This is a genomic window from Gillisella vitis (genome assembly GCF_001541345.2).
GTDB lineage: Bacteria > Pseudomonadota > Alphaproteobacteria > Rhizobiales > Rhizobiaceae > Allorhizobium > Allorhizobium vitis.
The window spans coordinates 316,444-333,285 of sequence record NZ_LMVL02000003.1 but is presented as its reverse complement, the minus strand read 5'-3'; the positions used below and the strand labels follow the sequence as shown (position 1 = coordinate 333,285).

General features: G+C 56.2%; 13 protein-coding genes. 7 read left to right on the top strand and 6 right to left on the bottom strand.

Annotated features, from left to right (window positions below; translation table 11 throughout):
* Nucleotides 1-25 precede the first annotated feature (25 nt).
* The 3 genes from ASB66_RS11635 (at nt 26) to rpmG (ending at nt 2,148) form a co-directional block, all read left to right on the top strand.
* Complete coding sequence (locus ASB66_RS11635) at nt 26-481, top strand: DUF983 domain-containing protein (protein ID WP_060715749.1); 456 nt, start codon at nt 26-28, stop codon at nt 479-481.
* A 221-nt stretch (nt 482-702) separates the two neighbouring features.
* On the top strand, nt 703-1,887 hold the full coding sequence (locus tag ASB66_RS11630) for an MFS transporter (protein WP_060715750.1): 1,185 nt from the start codon (nt 703-705) through the stop codon (nt 1,885-1,887).
* A 93-nt stretch (nt 1,888-1,980) separates the two neighbouring features.
* Entirely contained in the window at nt 1,981-2,148 is a 168-nt protein-coding gene (gene rpmG, locus ASB66_RS11625) for a 50S ribosomal protein L33 (RefSeq protein ID WP_015915679.1), read from the top strand.
* 1,023 nt (nt 2,149-3,171) lie between these two features.
* On the opposite strand, the gene ASB66_RS11620 is transcribed toward rpmG, so the two are convergent.
* Both ASB66_RS11620 and ASB66_RS11615 read right to left on the bottom strand, forming a co-directional pair.
* Nucleotides 3,172-4,542 (bottom strand): PleD family two-component system response regulator, encoded by a 1,371-nt coding sequence (locus ASB66_RS11620; protein ID WP_060715751.1) that lies wholly within the window; start codon nt 4,540-4,542, stop codon nt 3,172-3,174.
* Between the two features lie 178 nt (nt 4,543-4,720).
* Nucleotides 4,721-5,092: a response regulator gene (locus ASB66_RS11615; protein WP_015915677.1), complete on the bottom strand. Its 372-nt coding sequence runs from the start codon at nt 5,090-5,092 to the stop codon at nt 4,721-4,723.
* 254 nt (nt 5,093-5,346) lie between these two features.
* Between ASB66_RS11615 and ASB66_RS11610 the strand changes: the two genes are divergently transcribed.
* The 4 genes from ASB66_RS11610 (at nt 5,347) to ASB66_RS11595 (ending at nt 9,155) form a co-directional block, all read left to right on the top strand.
* Entirely contained in the window at nt 5,347-5,643 is a 297-nt protein-coding gene (locus ASB66_RS11610) for a DUF3572 domain-containing protein (RefSeq protein ID WP_268879124.1), read from the top strand.
* Nucleotides 5,643-6,290: a hypothetical protein gene (locus tag ASB66_RS11605; RefSeq protein WP_060715753.1), complete on the top strand. Its 648-nt coding sequence runs from the start codon at nt 5,643-5,645 to the stop codon at nt 6,288-6,290. The genes ASB66_RS11610 and ASB66_RS11605 overlap by 1 nt, the downstream gene beginning before the upstream one ends.
* Nucleotides 6,291-6,398: 108 nt before the next feature.
* Entirely contained in the window at nt 6,399-7,685 is a 1,287-nt protein-coding gene (locus ASB66_RS11600; protein ID WP_060716014.1) for a DNA polymerase IV, read from the top strand.
* A gap of 234 nt (nt 7,686-7,919) precedes the next feature.
* A complete protein-coding gene (locus ASB66_RS11595; RefSeq protein ID WP_060715754.1) occupies nt 7,920-9,155 on the top strand; it encodes a L,D-transpeptidase family protein in 1,236 nt (411 codons plus the stop codon).
* 109 nt (nt 9,156-9,264) lie between these two features.
* Here ASB66_RS11595 and dnaE read toward each other — a convergent pair whose 3' ends face one another.
* The 4 genes from dnaE to proS all read right to left on the bottom strand — a co-directional run bounded on the left by dnaE (nt 9,265) and on the right by proS (nt 16,686).
* A complete protein-coding gene (gene dnaE / locus ASB66_RS11590; RefSeq protein ID WP_060715755.1) occupies nt 9,265-12,753 on the bottom strand; it encodes a DNA polymerase III subunit alpha in 3,489 nt (1,162 codons plus the stop codon).
* 579 nt (nt 12,754-13,332) lie between these two features.
* Nucleotides 13,333-14,022: an ABC transporter ATP-binding protein gene (locus ASB66_RS11585; RefSeq protein WP_060715756.1), complete on the bottom strand. Its 690-nt coding sequence runs from the start codon at nt 14,020-14,022 to the stop codon at nt 13,333-13,335.
* 14 nt (nt 14,023-14,036) lie between these two features.
* Nucleotides 14,037-15,344, bottom strand: a complete 1,308-nt coding sequence (locus ASB66_RS11580) for a lipoprotein-releasing ABC transporter permease subunit (protein ID WP_015915670.1) — start codon at nt 15,342-15,344, stop codon at nt 14,037-14,039.
* A gap of 19 nt (nt 15,345-15,363) precedes the next feature.
* The gene (gene proS, locus ASB66_RS11575; protein WP_060716015.1) at nt 15,364-16,686 is read right to left on the bottom strand and encodes a proline--tRNA ligase; all 1,323 of its coding nucleotides are present in this window, start codon (nt 16,684-16,686) and stop codon (nt 15,364-15,366) included.
* Nucleotides 16,687-16,842 lie beyond the last annotated feature (156 nt).

Genomic DNA, 16,842 nt, shown 5'->3' with positions numbered 1-16,842 from the left:
TTGATAGAAGTTCAGGAGGAACCGCATGTCTGTCAGCCAGTCTCCCCCCGTTATCCGCTTCGGCGGCGGCAAGGATGCGGTTCGCCCGCTTGGACGCTCCATTCTGCGCGGCCTGATGTGTACTTGTCCGGCCTGCGGCTCCGGCCGCCTGTTCAAGGCCTTCCTGAAACCGGTCGATACCTGCGCGGCCTGCGGCGAGGATCTTTCCCACCAGAGAGCCGACGATCTGCCGCCCTATATCGTCATCATGATTGTCGGCCATGTGCTGCTGGGCGGCTATATGATGACCGATCTGGTCTTCGTACTGTCGACCTGGGCGCATCTGGCGATCTGGACGCCGATTGCCGTCATCGTCTCTCTGTTGATCATCCAGCCCATCAAGGGCGGCGTGGTGGGGCTGCAATGGGCGCTGCGCATGCATGGCTTCGGAGACGAACCTGACGTGATCGAGGACTATGACGAGCGCTATCCGCCAAAGTAGCACCTCAAGCAAAACCATCAGAAACCAGTGACGTCCGACGACGATCTGACTGCGGCGGTCCGTTTTTGCCTTAAACTGGTTTCGATTTTCACCATTATGGAGTAAAGGCCGGGGACCATTGGCAGATTATGAAATTCAATAGGCCTTTGTTGGCTTGGCATGATGCCTTGCGCTGTTGTCTGTCCCCGCGCATCGCGTGCAATTTCGTCTGAGGAACTTCCATGTCTGACACCAGAGACCCTGTTACCGGACATCGGGAAGAGATCCATTGGCCTTCGCTGATTGCAGCGGTCTCATCGATTTCCGCTGTCGGCATCGCCATCGGGCTGGGATTGCCGCTGCTCAGCATCATTCTCGAAAAACGCGGCATTCCCTCCACCCTGATCGGGCTGAATTCAGCCATGGCAGGGGTTGCGGCAATGATTGCCGCGCCGATCACCACCAGGCTTGCGCACCGTTTCGGGGTAGCGCAGACGATGATCTGGGCGGTGCTGCTGGCAGCGCTAAGCTCGCTTGGCTTCTATTACGCCGAAGCCTTCTGGATGTGGTTTCCCCTGCGGCTGGTGTTTCACGGCGCCACGACGACATTGTTCATCCTGTCGGAGTTCTGGATCAATGCCGCCGCCCCGCCATCGCGGCGCGGGCTGGTGCTCGGCATTTATGCCACGGTCCTATCGGTGGGTTTTGCAGCAGGCCCCTTGCTGTTTTCGATTGTCGGCAGTGAAGGTGTCTTGCCCTTTGCCATCGGTGCGGTTGCCATCCTGATGGCAGCGGTGCCGATCTTCGTTGCCCGCAACGAAAGCCCGGCGCTGGATGAAAAGCCAGAGATGCATTTCTTCCGCTACATCTTCCTGGTGCCGACCGCCACAGCCGCCGTCTTCGTGTTCGGTGCGGTGGAAGTCGGCGGGTTGTCACTGATGCCCGTCTATGCCACCCGTATCGGCTTCACAGAGGCTCAGTCAGCCCTGCTGCTCACTGTGATGGGGGTTGGTAACATGGTGTTCCAGATCCCACTTGGCATGCTCTCCGACAAGCTTAGGGATCGCCGCTTGCTGCTCGGCGCCCTGGCGACGGTCGGGCTGATCGGATCGCTGCTGCTGCCGCTGATTTCCCATAGCTGGATGGCGATGGCCGTCATCCTCCTATTCTGGGGCGGCTGCGTCTCCGGCCTCTACACGATCGGTCTTAGTCATCTCGGTTCCCGACTCACAGGCTCAGACCTTGCCGCCGCCAATGCCGCCTTCGTTTTCTGTTATGCGGTTGGCACGGTAGCCGGACCACAAGTCGTGGGTGCAGCCATCGATATGGGCGGAAATGCCGGTTTTGCCTGGTCGATTGCCGGATTCTTTGCGTTATATGTGGTTCTTTCCGTCGCACGATTGTTTTTCAAGGGTGCGCGGGGTTGACTTTTCGGTGGCGATTTGTAGTTTCTGCCCAGATTTGCCGTGGGCCCTGAAGGTCGTCACGGCTTTGTGTTATTCATGTAAGGCAGGACGACCATGGCCAAGGCTACAACCATCAAGATCAAGCTGCTGTCGACAGCCGATACGGGTTTCTTCTACGTCACCACCAAGAACAGCCGTACGATGACGGACAAGATGACGAAGACGAAATACGACCCGATCGCTCGCAAGCATGTCGAGTTCAAGGAAACCAAGATCAAGTGATCCTGGTTCTTCGTGAGAAGCTTGAAAAGCGCGCCTCATCCGGCGCGCTTTTTTTATGTAGTTCTGAGGATGGGCCAGCGCACCACGCAGACCGACTCTGAAGGCCGAGCCAGATATTCTCCTGTGGAATAGGTGTAAGGACGCTTTAGGCGCGAGGACAGCGACCCCACGCATAGGGGCGCGGGATAGAGTGCATCGGAAACCATCCTGACCGCGAAACGCAAAACGCCGCCTCCACATAAGGAAGCGGCGTTGGAATGGGGGTCGGCGGGCATGCAATAACGGCACGAGGAACCGCTTGATAATCGCACACCTGCCGACCAACCCCACGACCCAGGAGATGCGGCGGACCTGAGCATCATGGGGTATTGGTTAAACCTGTTATTCGTCAATTTTTACTGCGTAATTCCTCAGATCCGAAGGGATCGATGGATATCTTTAAGCAGCTTATAAAAACGGCATTTATGAAGAACCATAGCGCTCGTGAAAACACAGCTTGCTATGGATGCATCGCAGTTGTCCCAACTATGCGCATATGAAAGAAAAAATCAACATTTTCTTAACCGTTGCATCTTTTCGATGTCGGCATGGTTAAATTCTGTTCATTTTCCCTTCTCGAAGAGAAATAGAATTAACACTCCAGAGAGGCAAGTATTTTCTCTGGAAAACTCTCGATATCGACGAAAAATCGTTGTTATCAACAATTCGAAAAACATAATTTTCTATTGAACCGATCTTTCTATCCAGATCAGAGTAAAAAAATCAAACTATACCCTTATTTATTTATGGTATATTTTTTCTTTTTTTAAAAGAATATAGTCATATATCGAACGCATCGACAAGCTTTTGGAAAAATCCAGACAAGCAGGGCTTTCCCTGTCAGGAGCAAATTTCTGCCAACCCGGATCCTTGAACGCGCGCATGGATATAACGGAAAATCACGGCAGATGAATTTTTTGAAGACGCGGGAGAACGGGCTCCACGTGAACCAAAACACAAAGGCGCACCGGTGCTGAAATTAGTTTAAGCCGCCGCCGACACGACCCTGTTACGGCCTTCGGTCTTGGCCTGATAGAGCGCGCGGTCAGCCTGTCTCAGCAAATGTTCCGGATTGGCAATCTCATCTCCCGTCGTGGAGATGCCAAGCGATGCTGTCACACTCAGCTCGCCGCCAGACTGCAACCGAAATGGCTTTTTCTCCACCATTTCGCGCAGGCGCTCGGCGACCGTACTGGCCATCTCCTGCGACGTATCGGGCATCACGACCACGAATTCCTCACCGCCATAGCGGCAGGCAAGATCGGCGCCGCGCACGGTGGCGCGAATACGAGCGGCAAACTCCCGCAGGACGTCATCGCCCGCCTCATGGCCGTAGGTGTCATTGACCAGCTTGAACCGATCGATATCCACCAGGCATACCGATAGCGGCTTCTTGCGCAGACTGGAGCGCTCGAACAACACTTTGATATGGGTATCGAGATAGCGCCGATTGTGAAGCCCGGTGAGATCGTCCGTCACCGCCAGTTCGATGCTTTGCTGCACGCTGTTGCGCAGCCTGTCATTATACCGCTTACGGCGTAGCTGGGTCAGCGTGCGCGCCAGCAGCTCATTGGTGTCGACGGGTCGGACGATGTAATCGTTGACGCCCAGATCCAACGCCCGCACGATCAAGTATTCCTCTCCCGGTTCGGCAATCAGCAAAATCGGAATGAAGCGGGTGCGGTCCAGCGACCGCAGCTGCGAACACAGGCGCAACGGATCGTAATCCTCCAGCGTGCCATTGACGATAACCAGGTCGAAATTACTTTCCGCCGCCTCAAACAGCGCGGCCTGGGCGTCGGACATCGCCACGACATCAGCCACAGGCTTCAACGCCTTGATGATACGCTCCTGCGAACTAGCACGGCTATCGACCAGCAAGACCTGGCCGACCTCGTCCATACGTCCATCCCCAAGATGAACGTTGCTGTCTATGCCGACTTTCTGCGCCGTCTCGGCGCGGATGCGCAGTTCATCGGAGAGCGTTTTCAGCCGCACTAGACTTTTAACCCGAGAGATCAGCTGCAGATCATTGACCGGCTTGGTCAGAAAATCGTCAGCGCCAGCCTTCAATCCCCTCACCCGGTCCGAGGGCTGGTCCAGCGCCGTGACCATGACCACGGGAATATGGGCGGTGCGCGGGCTGGATTTCAGCCGCTCACACACTTCAAAGCCATCAATGCCTGGCATCATGACATCGAGAAGAACGACGTCCACCTGGGTGCGGTCGCAGATGTCCAGCGCCTTCAATCCGTCTTCGGCTGTCAATACCTCGAAATATTCCGCCAGCAGCCGCGCTTCCAACAGCTTCACATTGGCAGGAACATCATCAACAACCAGAATACGGGCTGTCATCAGCCATCACCCCTTGAAGCAAGCCTGGCGCACATGCGCTACCGGCTCTGCATGGACATTGCGCCAACCCGACAGACTGGCGTTTCATATAGAATTCAGAACACCGAGGTCCTTCAAGCATCTGCCCAGGTCTCAACGGCGATCGCCTACTGGTTTAAGACACCCGCCCTGCTGCGCCTCAGGCGTCTCCCAGATAGGTCTTGATCGTTTCCAGGAACTTTGGCACGGAAATCGGTTTCGACACATAGGCCTCGCACCCACCTTGGCGAATACGCTCTTCATCGCCCTTCATGGCAAAGGCAGTCACCGCAATCACCGGAATGACGTGCAACTCGCTATCCTGCTTCAACCATTTGGTCACTTCCAGGCCGGAAACCTCCGGTAACTGTATGTCCATCAGGATCAGGTCGGGATGATGTTTGCGTGCCAATTCCAGCGCTTCCATGCCGTTACGGGTCTGAATGGTCGCGTAGCCCGACGCTTCGATCAGATCACGAAACAGTTTCATGTTCAGCTCGTTATCTTCAACGATCATCACCTTTTTCGGCATTTTCAATCCTTGCTTTCCCGCCCTCCATGGTGGATGACAGGCGTAACAGACATAAAGATTCATTCTTTTGTGAAATAGAATTTAGCGCGATTTGGTTGAGAAATAGGTAATTCCACGGCACATTGCGACACAAGTCAGTCAAGACAATTTAACCGTGATAAACCGGAAATAACAACCGGTTTAAGCGAGTTGGCCGGATAGAACGAGCTGCCGGACGAAACAAACGGGAATGGGCATAGACTGTGCGAGACAAAGTGACGATCAAGACGGTTTCAGCAGAGCACGCAGAACAAACGGCGGTTGCCGTGCTGGGTTGGCTGGCGAGTGAGCCGGACATGCTGGGACGGTTTTTGTCCCTGACCGGCCTGGAGCCTCAACAATTGCGCCTGGCCGTCAATGACCCGGAATTTCTGGCCGGACTTCTGGAGTTTCTCATGCAGCATGAACCGACCTTGCTGGAATTCTGCTCCGCCACACAGACCCGCCCGGAAGATGTAATTGCAGCCTATCACGTCTATGTTCGGCCTGCACTTGATTCCGGTGAAATCTGATGGGTGAGATTGTCGACTTCAACCATGTTCGCCTATCCGACCGGCCATTGCTGATCAGCGATGTCGATGACGTCGTGTTGGAATTCCTGGTGCCCTTCGAGGCCTATCTCGACAGCCTGGGCCATCGGCTCTTGCCGAAATCCTTCCGACTGCATGGCAATATCGTGTCAACCAAGGATCAGCTTGCGCTGGAAGATCAGATCGTCACGGATCTCCTGCTGACGTTTTTCGAAAAGCAGGAAGAATGGCAGACCCCGTTTGGCGATGCCGTGGCCGTGCTGCAACGGATTGGTAAGATTGCAGATATTGTCTTTCTGACCGCCATGCCGCCCGCCTTTACCGCCCAGCGGCGCCGTCTGCTGGATCGGCTGGGTCTGGATTTCCCCCTCCTGGCCACTGAAAGCCCAAAGGGGCCAGTTGTCAAAGCCCTGCATGGTGACCGGCCCCTGCCCTTCGCCTTTATGGATGACATGGCCCATAATCTCCATTCCGTCGGAGAGCATGCACCGGACTGTCTACTGGTGCAGATCGGGCCGCAGTCTGAAATTCATCGGCACGCACCGCCACCTGGCCCCCATGTATTGCGCGCCGACGATTGGCACGATGCCAGCGAGCGTGTTCTCCGCCATTTCCAGGCGCGGATCTGATCCGCTTCCGTCTTTTACTTTTTCAGGTCATGGGGATTAGCAAGGGCTCCCCTTGCAGGCACTGAAAACCCGGCTTATGGTGGCGATGTTCAACTTATGTTCTCGCCCATGTCTGCTGCGCCGTCCCTCCGTTCCGGCTTCTGTCGTGATTGCCTTTCCCTACAGGCGGAAGGCAAGCGGAGATGCACGGCTTGCGGCAGCCCTCGCCTCGTCTACCACCCGGAACTGTTCAAGCTGACATTGGCCCATATCGATTGCGACGCTTTTTATGCTTCGGTTGAAAAGCGCGACAATCCAGACCTGATCGACAAGCCATTGATCATTGGCGGTGGTAAGCGCGGTGTGGTTTCCACAGCCTGTTACGTGGCCCGCATCCATGGTGTGCGCTCGGCCATGCCGATGTTCAAGGCGTTGGAAGCCTGCCCTGACGCCGTAGTCATTCCGCCGAATATGGAAAAATACGCCCGTGTCGGTCGGCAAGTGCGAGCAATGATGGAGGAGTTGACCCCTTTGGTGCAACCCTTGTCCATCGATGAGGCCTTTCTGGAACTGAAGGGGACTGAGGCCCTGCACCACGCACCACCCGCCCTTGTGCTGGCACGGCTTGCCCGGCGTATTGAAAGCGAGATCGGCATCACCGTTTCCGTTGGCCTGTCCTATTGTAAATTCCTGGCCAAAGTAGCGTCCGACCTGCAAAAACCCCGGGGATTTTCAGTTGTCGGCGAGGCCGAAGCGCTGGAGTTTCTGGCGCCCCGCCCTGTCACCACGATCTGGGGCGTCGGCAAGGCCTTTGCCAGCACCTTGGAGAAAGACGGCATTCGTACCATCGGGCAATTGCAAACCATGGAGGAAAGCGACCTGATCCGGCGCTATGGCAGCATGGGCCAACGACTGGCACGGCTATCGAAAGGCATCGACGACCGAGATGTCCATACCAATGACCCGGCCAAAAGCGTCTCGGCTGAAACCACGTTCTTTGACGATATTTCCCGCCGGGAAGATCTTGTCCCCTATCTGCGCAAGCTCTCGGAGAAAGTCGCCTGGCGATTGAAAAAGCAGGAACTGGCTGGACACACCGTTATCTTGAAGCTGAAAAGCGCTGACTTCAAATTACGCACCCGCAATCGTCGCTTGGACGACCCCACCCAGCTCGCCGACCGGATCTTTCGCACCGGCCTGCAAATGCTGGAGAAGGAAGCCGATGGCACAAAATTTCGGCTGATCGGTATCGGCGTCAGCGATTTTGCCGATCCGAGCTTGGCCGACCCCCCGGATCTGGTCGATCCGGACGCCGCCCGACGCGCCAAGGCGGAAGCCGCCATGGACCAATTGCGGATGAAATTCGGCAAGGGCATGGTCGAAACCGGCGTCACCTTCGGCAGCAATAAAAAATAGCCACTATCAAAGCATTGCCCGTCAACTTTGTGTGAGCGGCCATGCCGGGTAAGCAATCGTTAAAGATCGACGTTTATTTTATGATTCAGGCAGCACGCGGCTGCATTCTTTGGGCGTTTTATAAAACGCACAGCGGTATAGGCGTTTACCAACTGATTTCTCGGCACATCGTTGCTCACATGATCAGGCGACCTTTTGAAGGCCCAGTTTTCCCGGTTTACATATGAGGGCACCATGATGGTCCGCACCATGTTTCGTTCAATGTTCCTATCCGCTTCCATGCTCGCGCTGAGCGCAGGCCTGTCGCAGGCCTCAGCCAGAGACGGCAGCGCATTGCAAATTATCGTGTCGAAACAGACGCAGTCTCTCACCGTTTATGATGGAGACCGGATCGTCGCCTCTTCGAAGGTTTCGACCGGTAAGGAAGGTCATACGACGCCATCAGGAATCTTCTCGATCATCCAAAAGACGAAATATCACGAATCAAACCTCTATTCGAATGCGCCCATGCCCTGGATGCAACGCATCACCTGGTCCGGCGTTGCCTTGCATGAATCGAACAGCGTACCAAACCGGCCAGCTTCGCACGGCTGCGTGCGCCTGCCCGGCCAATTTGCCCGTGAGCTCTACGGCATGACCCGGCTGGGTGCGCATGTGCTGATCAGCGATGCGCCGGTCGCGCCTGCTCCCATTGAGCATCCGTTTCTGTTCAGCCCTGCGCAACAACAGCAAGGCCCCCAGATCCTGTCCGACGCCCGCCTGCGCGGCGCGGATGGCATCAGCGGCACAGAGCCGGTAGAAGTGGCGATGGCCGATCTGCCCCGCCCCAACCCCCAGGCCGCAATTGCCAGCCAACCACCTTTGAGCCTGTTGATCACGTTCCGGGGTAAAACCGAAACCATCCATGACGCCCAACTTCTGTTGCAGGACATGGGATTTGAGACGGGCGGCCATGACGGTCATGCCGGCCCCCTGACCCGCACGGCCATCCAGGGCTTCAAACGGTGGAAAGGCCTGCCCCTGAAGGGACCGCTTATTACACCGACGTTTCTAAGCGCTCTCTATCAAAGCGCTGGCAAGCCGATGCCACCCGTTGGCCAAATCTATGTGCGGCAGGCCTTCAAGCCAGTCTTCGATGCACCTATTGTCATCGACCAGCCTGAAAAACCACTCGGCACCCATTTTTTCGCAGCCAATCTGGAAGGTGCCAATGGGACGGCCCATTGGCACGTGACCAGCCTTGAGCCGGCTCCGGCGGTCTCAAATGCGTCGATTGTCACCATTGGCAAGGCGCAGCCAACCGCCTCCTATGGATTGGATACGGTTCTTAATCGTATTCACATCCCGAACGAAATTCGCGAGCGTATCGAGACGACCATGACGACAGGCACCGTGATGACGATTACCGACCATGGGCTAAGCCCGGATACGGTCGACGGCACAGACTTCATCACCAACCTGCCGGGATAACGGCAATACCGGAAATAATCCACGTGGCTTTAGCCCGTGCAGCCGTTTTGCGACTGCACGGGCTAAAACAAATTTAAAGCATCATCATGAGCGGCGCTACAAAGAGTACCTATACCAATTCAACATCCACCACACCCGGCGCGGACCGCATCGCAGCGGCGATTTCGGGGGTGATTCGAAAACGTTGATTGAGTTCGACCTCGATTTCGCGGCGGCCATCCTCCTTGATCACCACGAAGGAGACCAGTCCGTCACCCTTGGTATTGAGATGGGCGGCGAGCGCCCGCAAGGGACTGGAATCGCGCAGATAGACACGCAACGTCTTTTGCATCTGCAAGGATTTTTCTTCGAGAGATTGCGCCGTCTGGATACGAAGACCAATGCCTTCCGGCCGTTCTTCTGCGGCAACCGTGATCACCAGTGACTTGCCCGATTCGAGCAGGTCGCGATACTGGTTCAAGCCTTCCGAAAACAACACCGCCTCGAACTGGCCAGTGGCATCCGAGAAGGTCACAATGCCCATTTTATTTCCGGTTCGTGTCTTGCGCTCCTGCTTTGAAATCACCGTCCCGGCCAGCCGACCCGCCGTCGCGCCCTGGCGCACAGCGCCGGAGAAGTCAGCGAAATTCTGCACGCGCATCTTTTCCAGCAGCGGTTTATAAGTGTCGAGCGGATGGGCCGAGAGATAGAAGCCCAGAACCTGAAACTCCCGCATCAGCTTTTCGGATGGCAGCCAGGGCGTATAGGTCGGAAACGAAATCCGCTCAGGCCCTGTGGCACCGCCAGAGCCGAACATGTCCGACTGGCCGCTGACGGCATTTTCCTGGGCGCGTTGCGCATAGCCGATAATCCGATCCATGCCAGCCAACAGTTCGGGACGGTCGCGGCCAAAACAATCGAAGGCACCGGCAAAAATCAGGCTTTCAAACACCCGGCGATTGATCTGCTTCGGGTCGATCCGCAGACAAAAATCCTCGAGATCGGCAAATGGCGTATCGGCGCGGACCGTCACGATATGCTCGACGGCTGCATCGCCGACGCCCTTCAGGGCGGCGAGCGAATAGTAAATCCTGTTCGGGCCCGTCTGGAAGTGCCGGAAAGAGGTCTGAACCGACGGTGGCACGACCTCAATACCGAGACGCCCGGCATCCTGGCGGAAATCCACCAGTTTTTCGGTATTGGCCATATCGAGCGTCATCGACGCTGCCAGAAACTCCACCGGATAATGCGCCTTCATATAGGCGGTCTGGTAGGAGACAATGGCATAGGCGGCGGCGTGGGATTTGTTGAAGCCGTAATTGGCAAACTTCGCCAGCAAGTCGAAAATGTTGTCAGCCTGGGGCTTTGAGACGCCATTTTTCACCGCGCCATCGACGAAACGGGCGCGCTGCTTGTCCATTTCCTCCTTGATCTTCTTACCCATGGCACGGCGCAGAAGATCCGCTTCACCGAGCGAATAGCCTGACAGAACCTGGGCCACCTGCATGACCTGCTCCTGATAAACGATAACCCCCTGGGTTTCCTTCAGCAGGTAATCGATGGTCGGATGGATCGATTCGATCTCCTCCTCGCCATGCTTACGGGCATTGTAGACCGGAATATTCTCCATCGGCCCCGGACGATAGAGCGCCACCAGCGCGATAATATCCTCGATACAGTCGGGGCGCATACCGATCAGCGCCTTGCGCATGCCGGCACTTTCCACCTGGAACACACCGACGGTCTCACCGCGTGACAGCATTTGATAGGTTTTTTCATCGTCCAGCGGAATGGTCGCCAGATCGATCTCGATATCGCGCAGCCGGCAGAAATCCACGGCGGTTTTCAAAACCGTCAGCGTCTTCAATCCGAGAAAGTCGAACTTGACCAGCCCGGCCTGTTCCACCCATTTCATGTTGAACTGGGTAACCGGCATATCCGAGCGCGGATCGCGGTACATCGGCACCAGCTTGGACAGCGGGCGGTCACCGATCACAATACCGGCGGCATGGGTGGAGGCATGGCGATAAAGTCCCTCGATCTTCTGGGCGATATCCAACAGACGGGCGACGACAGGCTCCTTCTCCGCCTCCTCCTGAAACTTTGGCTCTTCTTCAATGGCCTTGGACAAAGGGGTTGGATTGGCCGGATTGTTCGGCACCAGCTTACAGATTCTGTCGACCTGCCCATAGGGCATTTCCAGCACACGGCCAACGTCGCGCAAGGCTGCACGGGCCTGGAGCGATCCGAAGGTAATGATCTGCGCCACCTGCTCGCGCCCATATTTGCGCTGCACATAACGGATCACCTCTTCACGGCGATCCTGGCAGAAGTCGATGTCGAAGTCAGGCATCGAGACGCGCTCAGGATTGAGGAAGCGTTCGAACAGCAGAGAGAACCGCAGGGGATCGACATCGGTAATGGTCAAGGCATAGGCAACCAGCGAACCCGCGCCGGAACCACGGCCAGGACCCACTGGAATGTCCTGGTTTTTGGCCCATTTGATGAAGTCGGCAACGATCAGGAAGTAGCCGGGAAATTTCATACGCTCAATAACGCCGAGCTCGAAATCCAGCCGGTCTCGATATTCCTTTTCCTCATAGCCTGGAGCCATGCCGAGTTTCGCCAGACGGTCATCCAATCCCTCGATGGCCTGGCGGCGCAATTCCCCGGCTTCGGCGCGCTCAGCCTCTTCCGGATCGTCGCTCCCACCGGTAAAGCGCGGCAGTATCGGGTTACGGGTGTCGAGAACGAAAGAACAGCGGCTGGCAATCTCCACCGTGTTTTCAAGCGCTTCCGGCAGATCCTTAAACAGCGCCTGCATTTCCTTGCGGCTTTTCAGATAATGATCTGGCGTGAGACGAAACCGCCGGTCATCGGAGACGATGGCATTATGGGCAACGGCCATCAGCGCGTCATGGGCATCATAATCGTCACGGCTGGGAAAGAAGGCCTCATTGGTCGCAACCAATGGAATATCATGATCATAGGCCAGCGCGATCATTCGGCTTTCATGCACACGGTCATACCCTTGGTGGCGCTGCAATTCGAGATAAAGCCGATCACCGAACAGGGATTTCAGCGTCTGAAGCCGCGCCAGAGCCTGGGCTTGATGGCCATCCTTCACCGGCAGATCGACTGGACCACCTGCTGCACCCGTCAGGGCGATCAGGCCATCCGTGCCGATCTCTTCCAGCCAGGATGCGGTGATATGCACGGATTGATTATTGTCGCCTTGAAGATAGGCACGACTGACGAGGTCCACCAACCGCTCGTAACCCGCCGGATCGGCAGCCAGAAGAACGATGGCGGGATATTTGGCAAGAGAGCTATTGCCCCGCTTTTCCTCATTGGCGTCTTCCATGTCGATGGACAATTGGCAGCCAATGATCGGCTGCAAGCCATCGCCGAGCGCCTTCTGAGAAAACTCAAGCGCTATGAACAGGTTATTGGTATCGGTAATGGCAATGGCCGGTTGCTGGTCAGACGCAACCTTGCTCAGAATTTTCTTCAGCGGCAGCGCACCTTCCAGCAGCGAATAGGCCGAATGCACTCTCAAATGGACGAAACCTGGACCCGCATTCACTACAGCCTGTCCGCTTGCGCCCATATCACTCATTGCATCCATCCTGCTTGCTTGTCGCCGCTGTGCACTGAAGTCCGCCGGCCTAAAACTTCTCGTTAAACCGAAATCGACCCAAGGAAAAAGCAATGCAGCAGATGAAAGTGTTACCGCGTCCGATGTGCATTTGACAAAACGCACCGCGCTGTATGGAGGTTATTGTCCTAGGTTTGGCCCGCCATGTCCAGAAGACATGCAGCCTCGCCGTGACCTATCCCCTTAAAGCGACGGGTGCCTTTGGCAGACCCATCCCGGACAGGCGCACCAAGACAATACCCAGCATTTCAAAAAGCCATCGCCAGAACAGACAAGCTGGCGATAAAAACAGCCAGTGATGCGAATGCGGCGATGTCATGCAGAATGTCACTCATAGCTCACTCCTGTCTGGTTATGTATCCATTTTGTTCTCCTTTTGTTTGTTCGTCAACAGATATTTTTCCAATCATTTGTCTACCGAAATCGGTTTCCAATTTCCCCTGACAAACTCTAAGCGCCATACGAAAAACCCGCCGATCAGCTGATCGACGGGCTTTGATATCTCTGATGCAGAGGTTCTTTCCAAACCTGCGGGCAATTTTACAAATCGAAATCGACGATTCTACCATCCTGGAGGGTGACGCAGCGGTCCATCCGCCGGGCCAGTTCATGATTATGGGTCGCAATCAACGCCGCAAGTCCAGACTGGCGCACCAGCGCTTCCAGCGCGGAAAATACGTAAGCGGCAGTTTCCGGATCGAGATTACCCGTTGGCTCATCCGCCAACAGCAACAGCGGCGCATTGGCGACAGCGCGGGCAATGGCCACGCGCTGCTGTTCGCCGCCGGAAAGCTCGGCGGGCCGGTGATCACCGCGATGACCGATGCGCATATAATCAAGCAAAGCCTTGGCGCGCTTGCTGGCTTCCGGAATGCTCAGGCCCGCGATCATCTGCGGCATCATGATGTTTTCGAGTGCCGAGAACTCCGGCAACAGGTGATGGAACTGATAGACGAAGCCAATGCTGGTGCGGCGCATGGCCGTGCGGCCTTCCTCGGACAATTCATTGCAGCGGGTGCCGCCAATCAGCACGTCGCCATCGGTCGGATGTTCCAGCAGCCCGGCAATATGCAGCAGGGTGGACTTGCCCGTACCCGAAGGAGCAACGAGAGCGACAGTTTCACCTTCGTATAATTTTAGCCCGGCGCCTTTCAGAATGGAAAGCTTGGTCTCGCCCTCGCCATAGGTGCGCGAGACATCTGAAATTTCAAGAACAGGGTTGTTCGCCATGGATCCGCTGTTCCTTATTCGTAACGCAGGGCTTGCACGGGATCGAGCCGGGCCGCCCGCCATGCCGGAAAGATGGTGGCGATAAAGGATAGGGTCAGCGACATGATAATCACCGAAACCGTTTCACCGAAGCTCATATCCGCTGGCAATTTGCTGAGGAAGTAGAGTTGCGGATCAAACAACACGGTACCGGAGACCCAGGAGAAGAAATTCCTGATCGATTCGATGTTCAGACAGACCAGCACGCCCAGTCCAACGCCGGCGAACGTGCCAGCGATGCCGATGGCCGCACCTGTCATGAAGAAGATCCGAAGGATCGAGCTTGAGCTGGCGCCCATGGTTTTCAGAATGGCGATATCGCTGCTCTTGTCCTTCACCAGCATGATCAGGCCGGAGATGATGTTCAGCGCCGCGACAATAACGATCAATGTCAGGATCATGAACATCACATTGCGCTCCACCTGCAAGGCGGAGAAGAAGGTCTGGTTGCGCTGACGCCAATCGCTGATGAACACCTGCCGGCCCGCGGCGGCCTCAACCTTGGGGCGCAGCTCATCGATGTCGTCAGGATTGGTGACGAACAATTCGATGGATTGCACCACGCCTTCCGCGTTGAAATAGAGCTGAGATTCTTCAAGCGGCATGTAGATGATCGAGGAATCATATTCCGACATGCCGATCTCAAATGTACCGGAAATCTTGTAGGATTTGACCCGCGGGTTGACGCCCATTGGGGTTACATCGCCCTCTGGTGAGACCAGAGTGATGGAATCGCCCGCCTGCAAGCCGAGATCATTGGCCATGCGCGACCCGATCAGCACGCCCTGGCCGGATGTGAAGCCAACCATGTCGCCGGTCTTGATATTTGCCGCCACTTCCTTGAGCTTCAACAGGTCATCGGGGCGGATGCCGCGCACCAGCGCACCCGTGCCAGCCCCGCCCTTGCCGGAAGCCAGCGTCTGCCCCTCGACCAGCGGTAGCGCCATGGTGACGCCGGGTACCGCGGAGAATTTCTTGGCAAGATCGGCAAAGTCGGTAAAGGGACTGTCGACCGGCTGAACAATCATATGCCCGTTTATGCCGAGGATACGGGAAATCAACTCGGTCCGAAAACCGTTCATGACAGCCATGACGATGATCAGGGTCGCAACCCCCAGCATAATGCCGACAAAGGAAAAGCCGGCAATGACCGAAATCACCGCCTCTTTGCGCCGGGCGCGCAGGTAGCGCCAAGCCACCATGCGCTCGAATGCGGAAAACGGCTTTGCGGATGACGGCACTGCGGTATCGCCTGCCGCAGAGCTTCCGGTTTCACTGCTCAATCTTGCCTCCTGGCGTCGCTCAACCGGCCAGACGGTTGATGGCGGCCTCGATGGTCATGGTTTCACGCTCGCCGGTTTTACGGTTCTTCAGCTCGACTTCGCCATTGGCGACCGACCTCGGACCGACGATCACCTGGTAGGGAACGCCGATCAGATCCGCGAGCGCGAATTTCGCACCGGCGCGATCATCGGTATCGTCGAGAAGAACATCCTTGCCGGCCTTGGTCAGCGCCCCGTACACGGTGTCGCAAGCGCCATCGCAACCGGCATCCCCAGCCTTCATGTTGATGATGATGGCATCGAACGGCGCGACGGAAGCCGGCCAGATAATGCCATTTTCATCATGGGAAGCTTCGATAATGGCCGGAACAAGGCGGGTCGGCCCAATACCGTATGATCCCATGTGGACAAGATGTTCCTTACCGTCAGGTCCCTGTACCTTGGCGCCCATCGGCTCGGAATATTTGGTGCCGAAATAGAAGATATGACCGACCTCGATACCACGCGCGGAAATCTTCGCGTCATCCGGCATGGCACCGTAAGCTGCCTCATCATGCATTTCAGAGGTAGCGGCATAGTGCGACGTCCAGTCGTCGAAAATCGCCTGGAGGCCAGCAACATCATCGAAATCAGTATCGGCAGCCGGAATGGCGCGATCCAGGAAGCTCTTATGACAAAACACTTCCGATTCACCGGTATCGGCGAGAATGATGAATTCATGGCTGTGATTGCCGCCGATCGGGCCGGTATCGGCGCGCATTGGAATGGCGCGCAGACCAAGCCGGTCAAACGTCCGGAGATAGGCGGTAAACATCTTGTTATAGGAGTGAATGGCGGCTTCCTTCGTCAGATCGAAGGAATAGGCGTCTTTCATCAGAAATTCACGCGACCGCATGGTGCCGAAGCGCGGCCTGATCTCATCACGGAATTTCAATTGTATGTGATAGAGGTTCAGCGGCAGGCTCTTGTAGGATTTCACGTAGGACCGGAAGATGTCCGTGATCATTTCCTCATTGGTGGGACCGTACAGCATGGGCCGGTCCTGCCGATCCTTGATCCGCAGCATTTCCTTGCCATAGTCGTCGTAGCGACCGCTTTCCTGCCAAAGCTCCGCCGATTGCAGCGTCGGCATCAGCAACTCAACCGCCCCTGCCCGGTTCTGCTCCTGACGAATGATCGCATTGACCTTGTCCAGCACGCGCTTACCCAGCGGCAGCCAGGAATAGATGCCCTGCGACTGCTGCCGGATCATGCCGGTGCGCAGCATCAGCCGATGAGAAACGATTTCCGCTTCCTTGGGATTTTCCTTCAGGATGGGCAAAAAATAACGGGAGAGACGCATACCGACTTCCATTGGTGAGGCGAGCCGCATTTCGTGCGGAATCAGCCATATATCTGGTTTTTCTTGAAGCCTTCTAACCGTTTCGTACGCGGAAGAAAACCCGCTCCGTCCTTTTGTTCACGGCGGCGAAGGATAACAAGGCCCGTGGCCAAATCT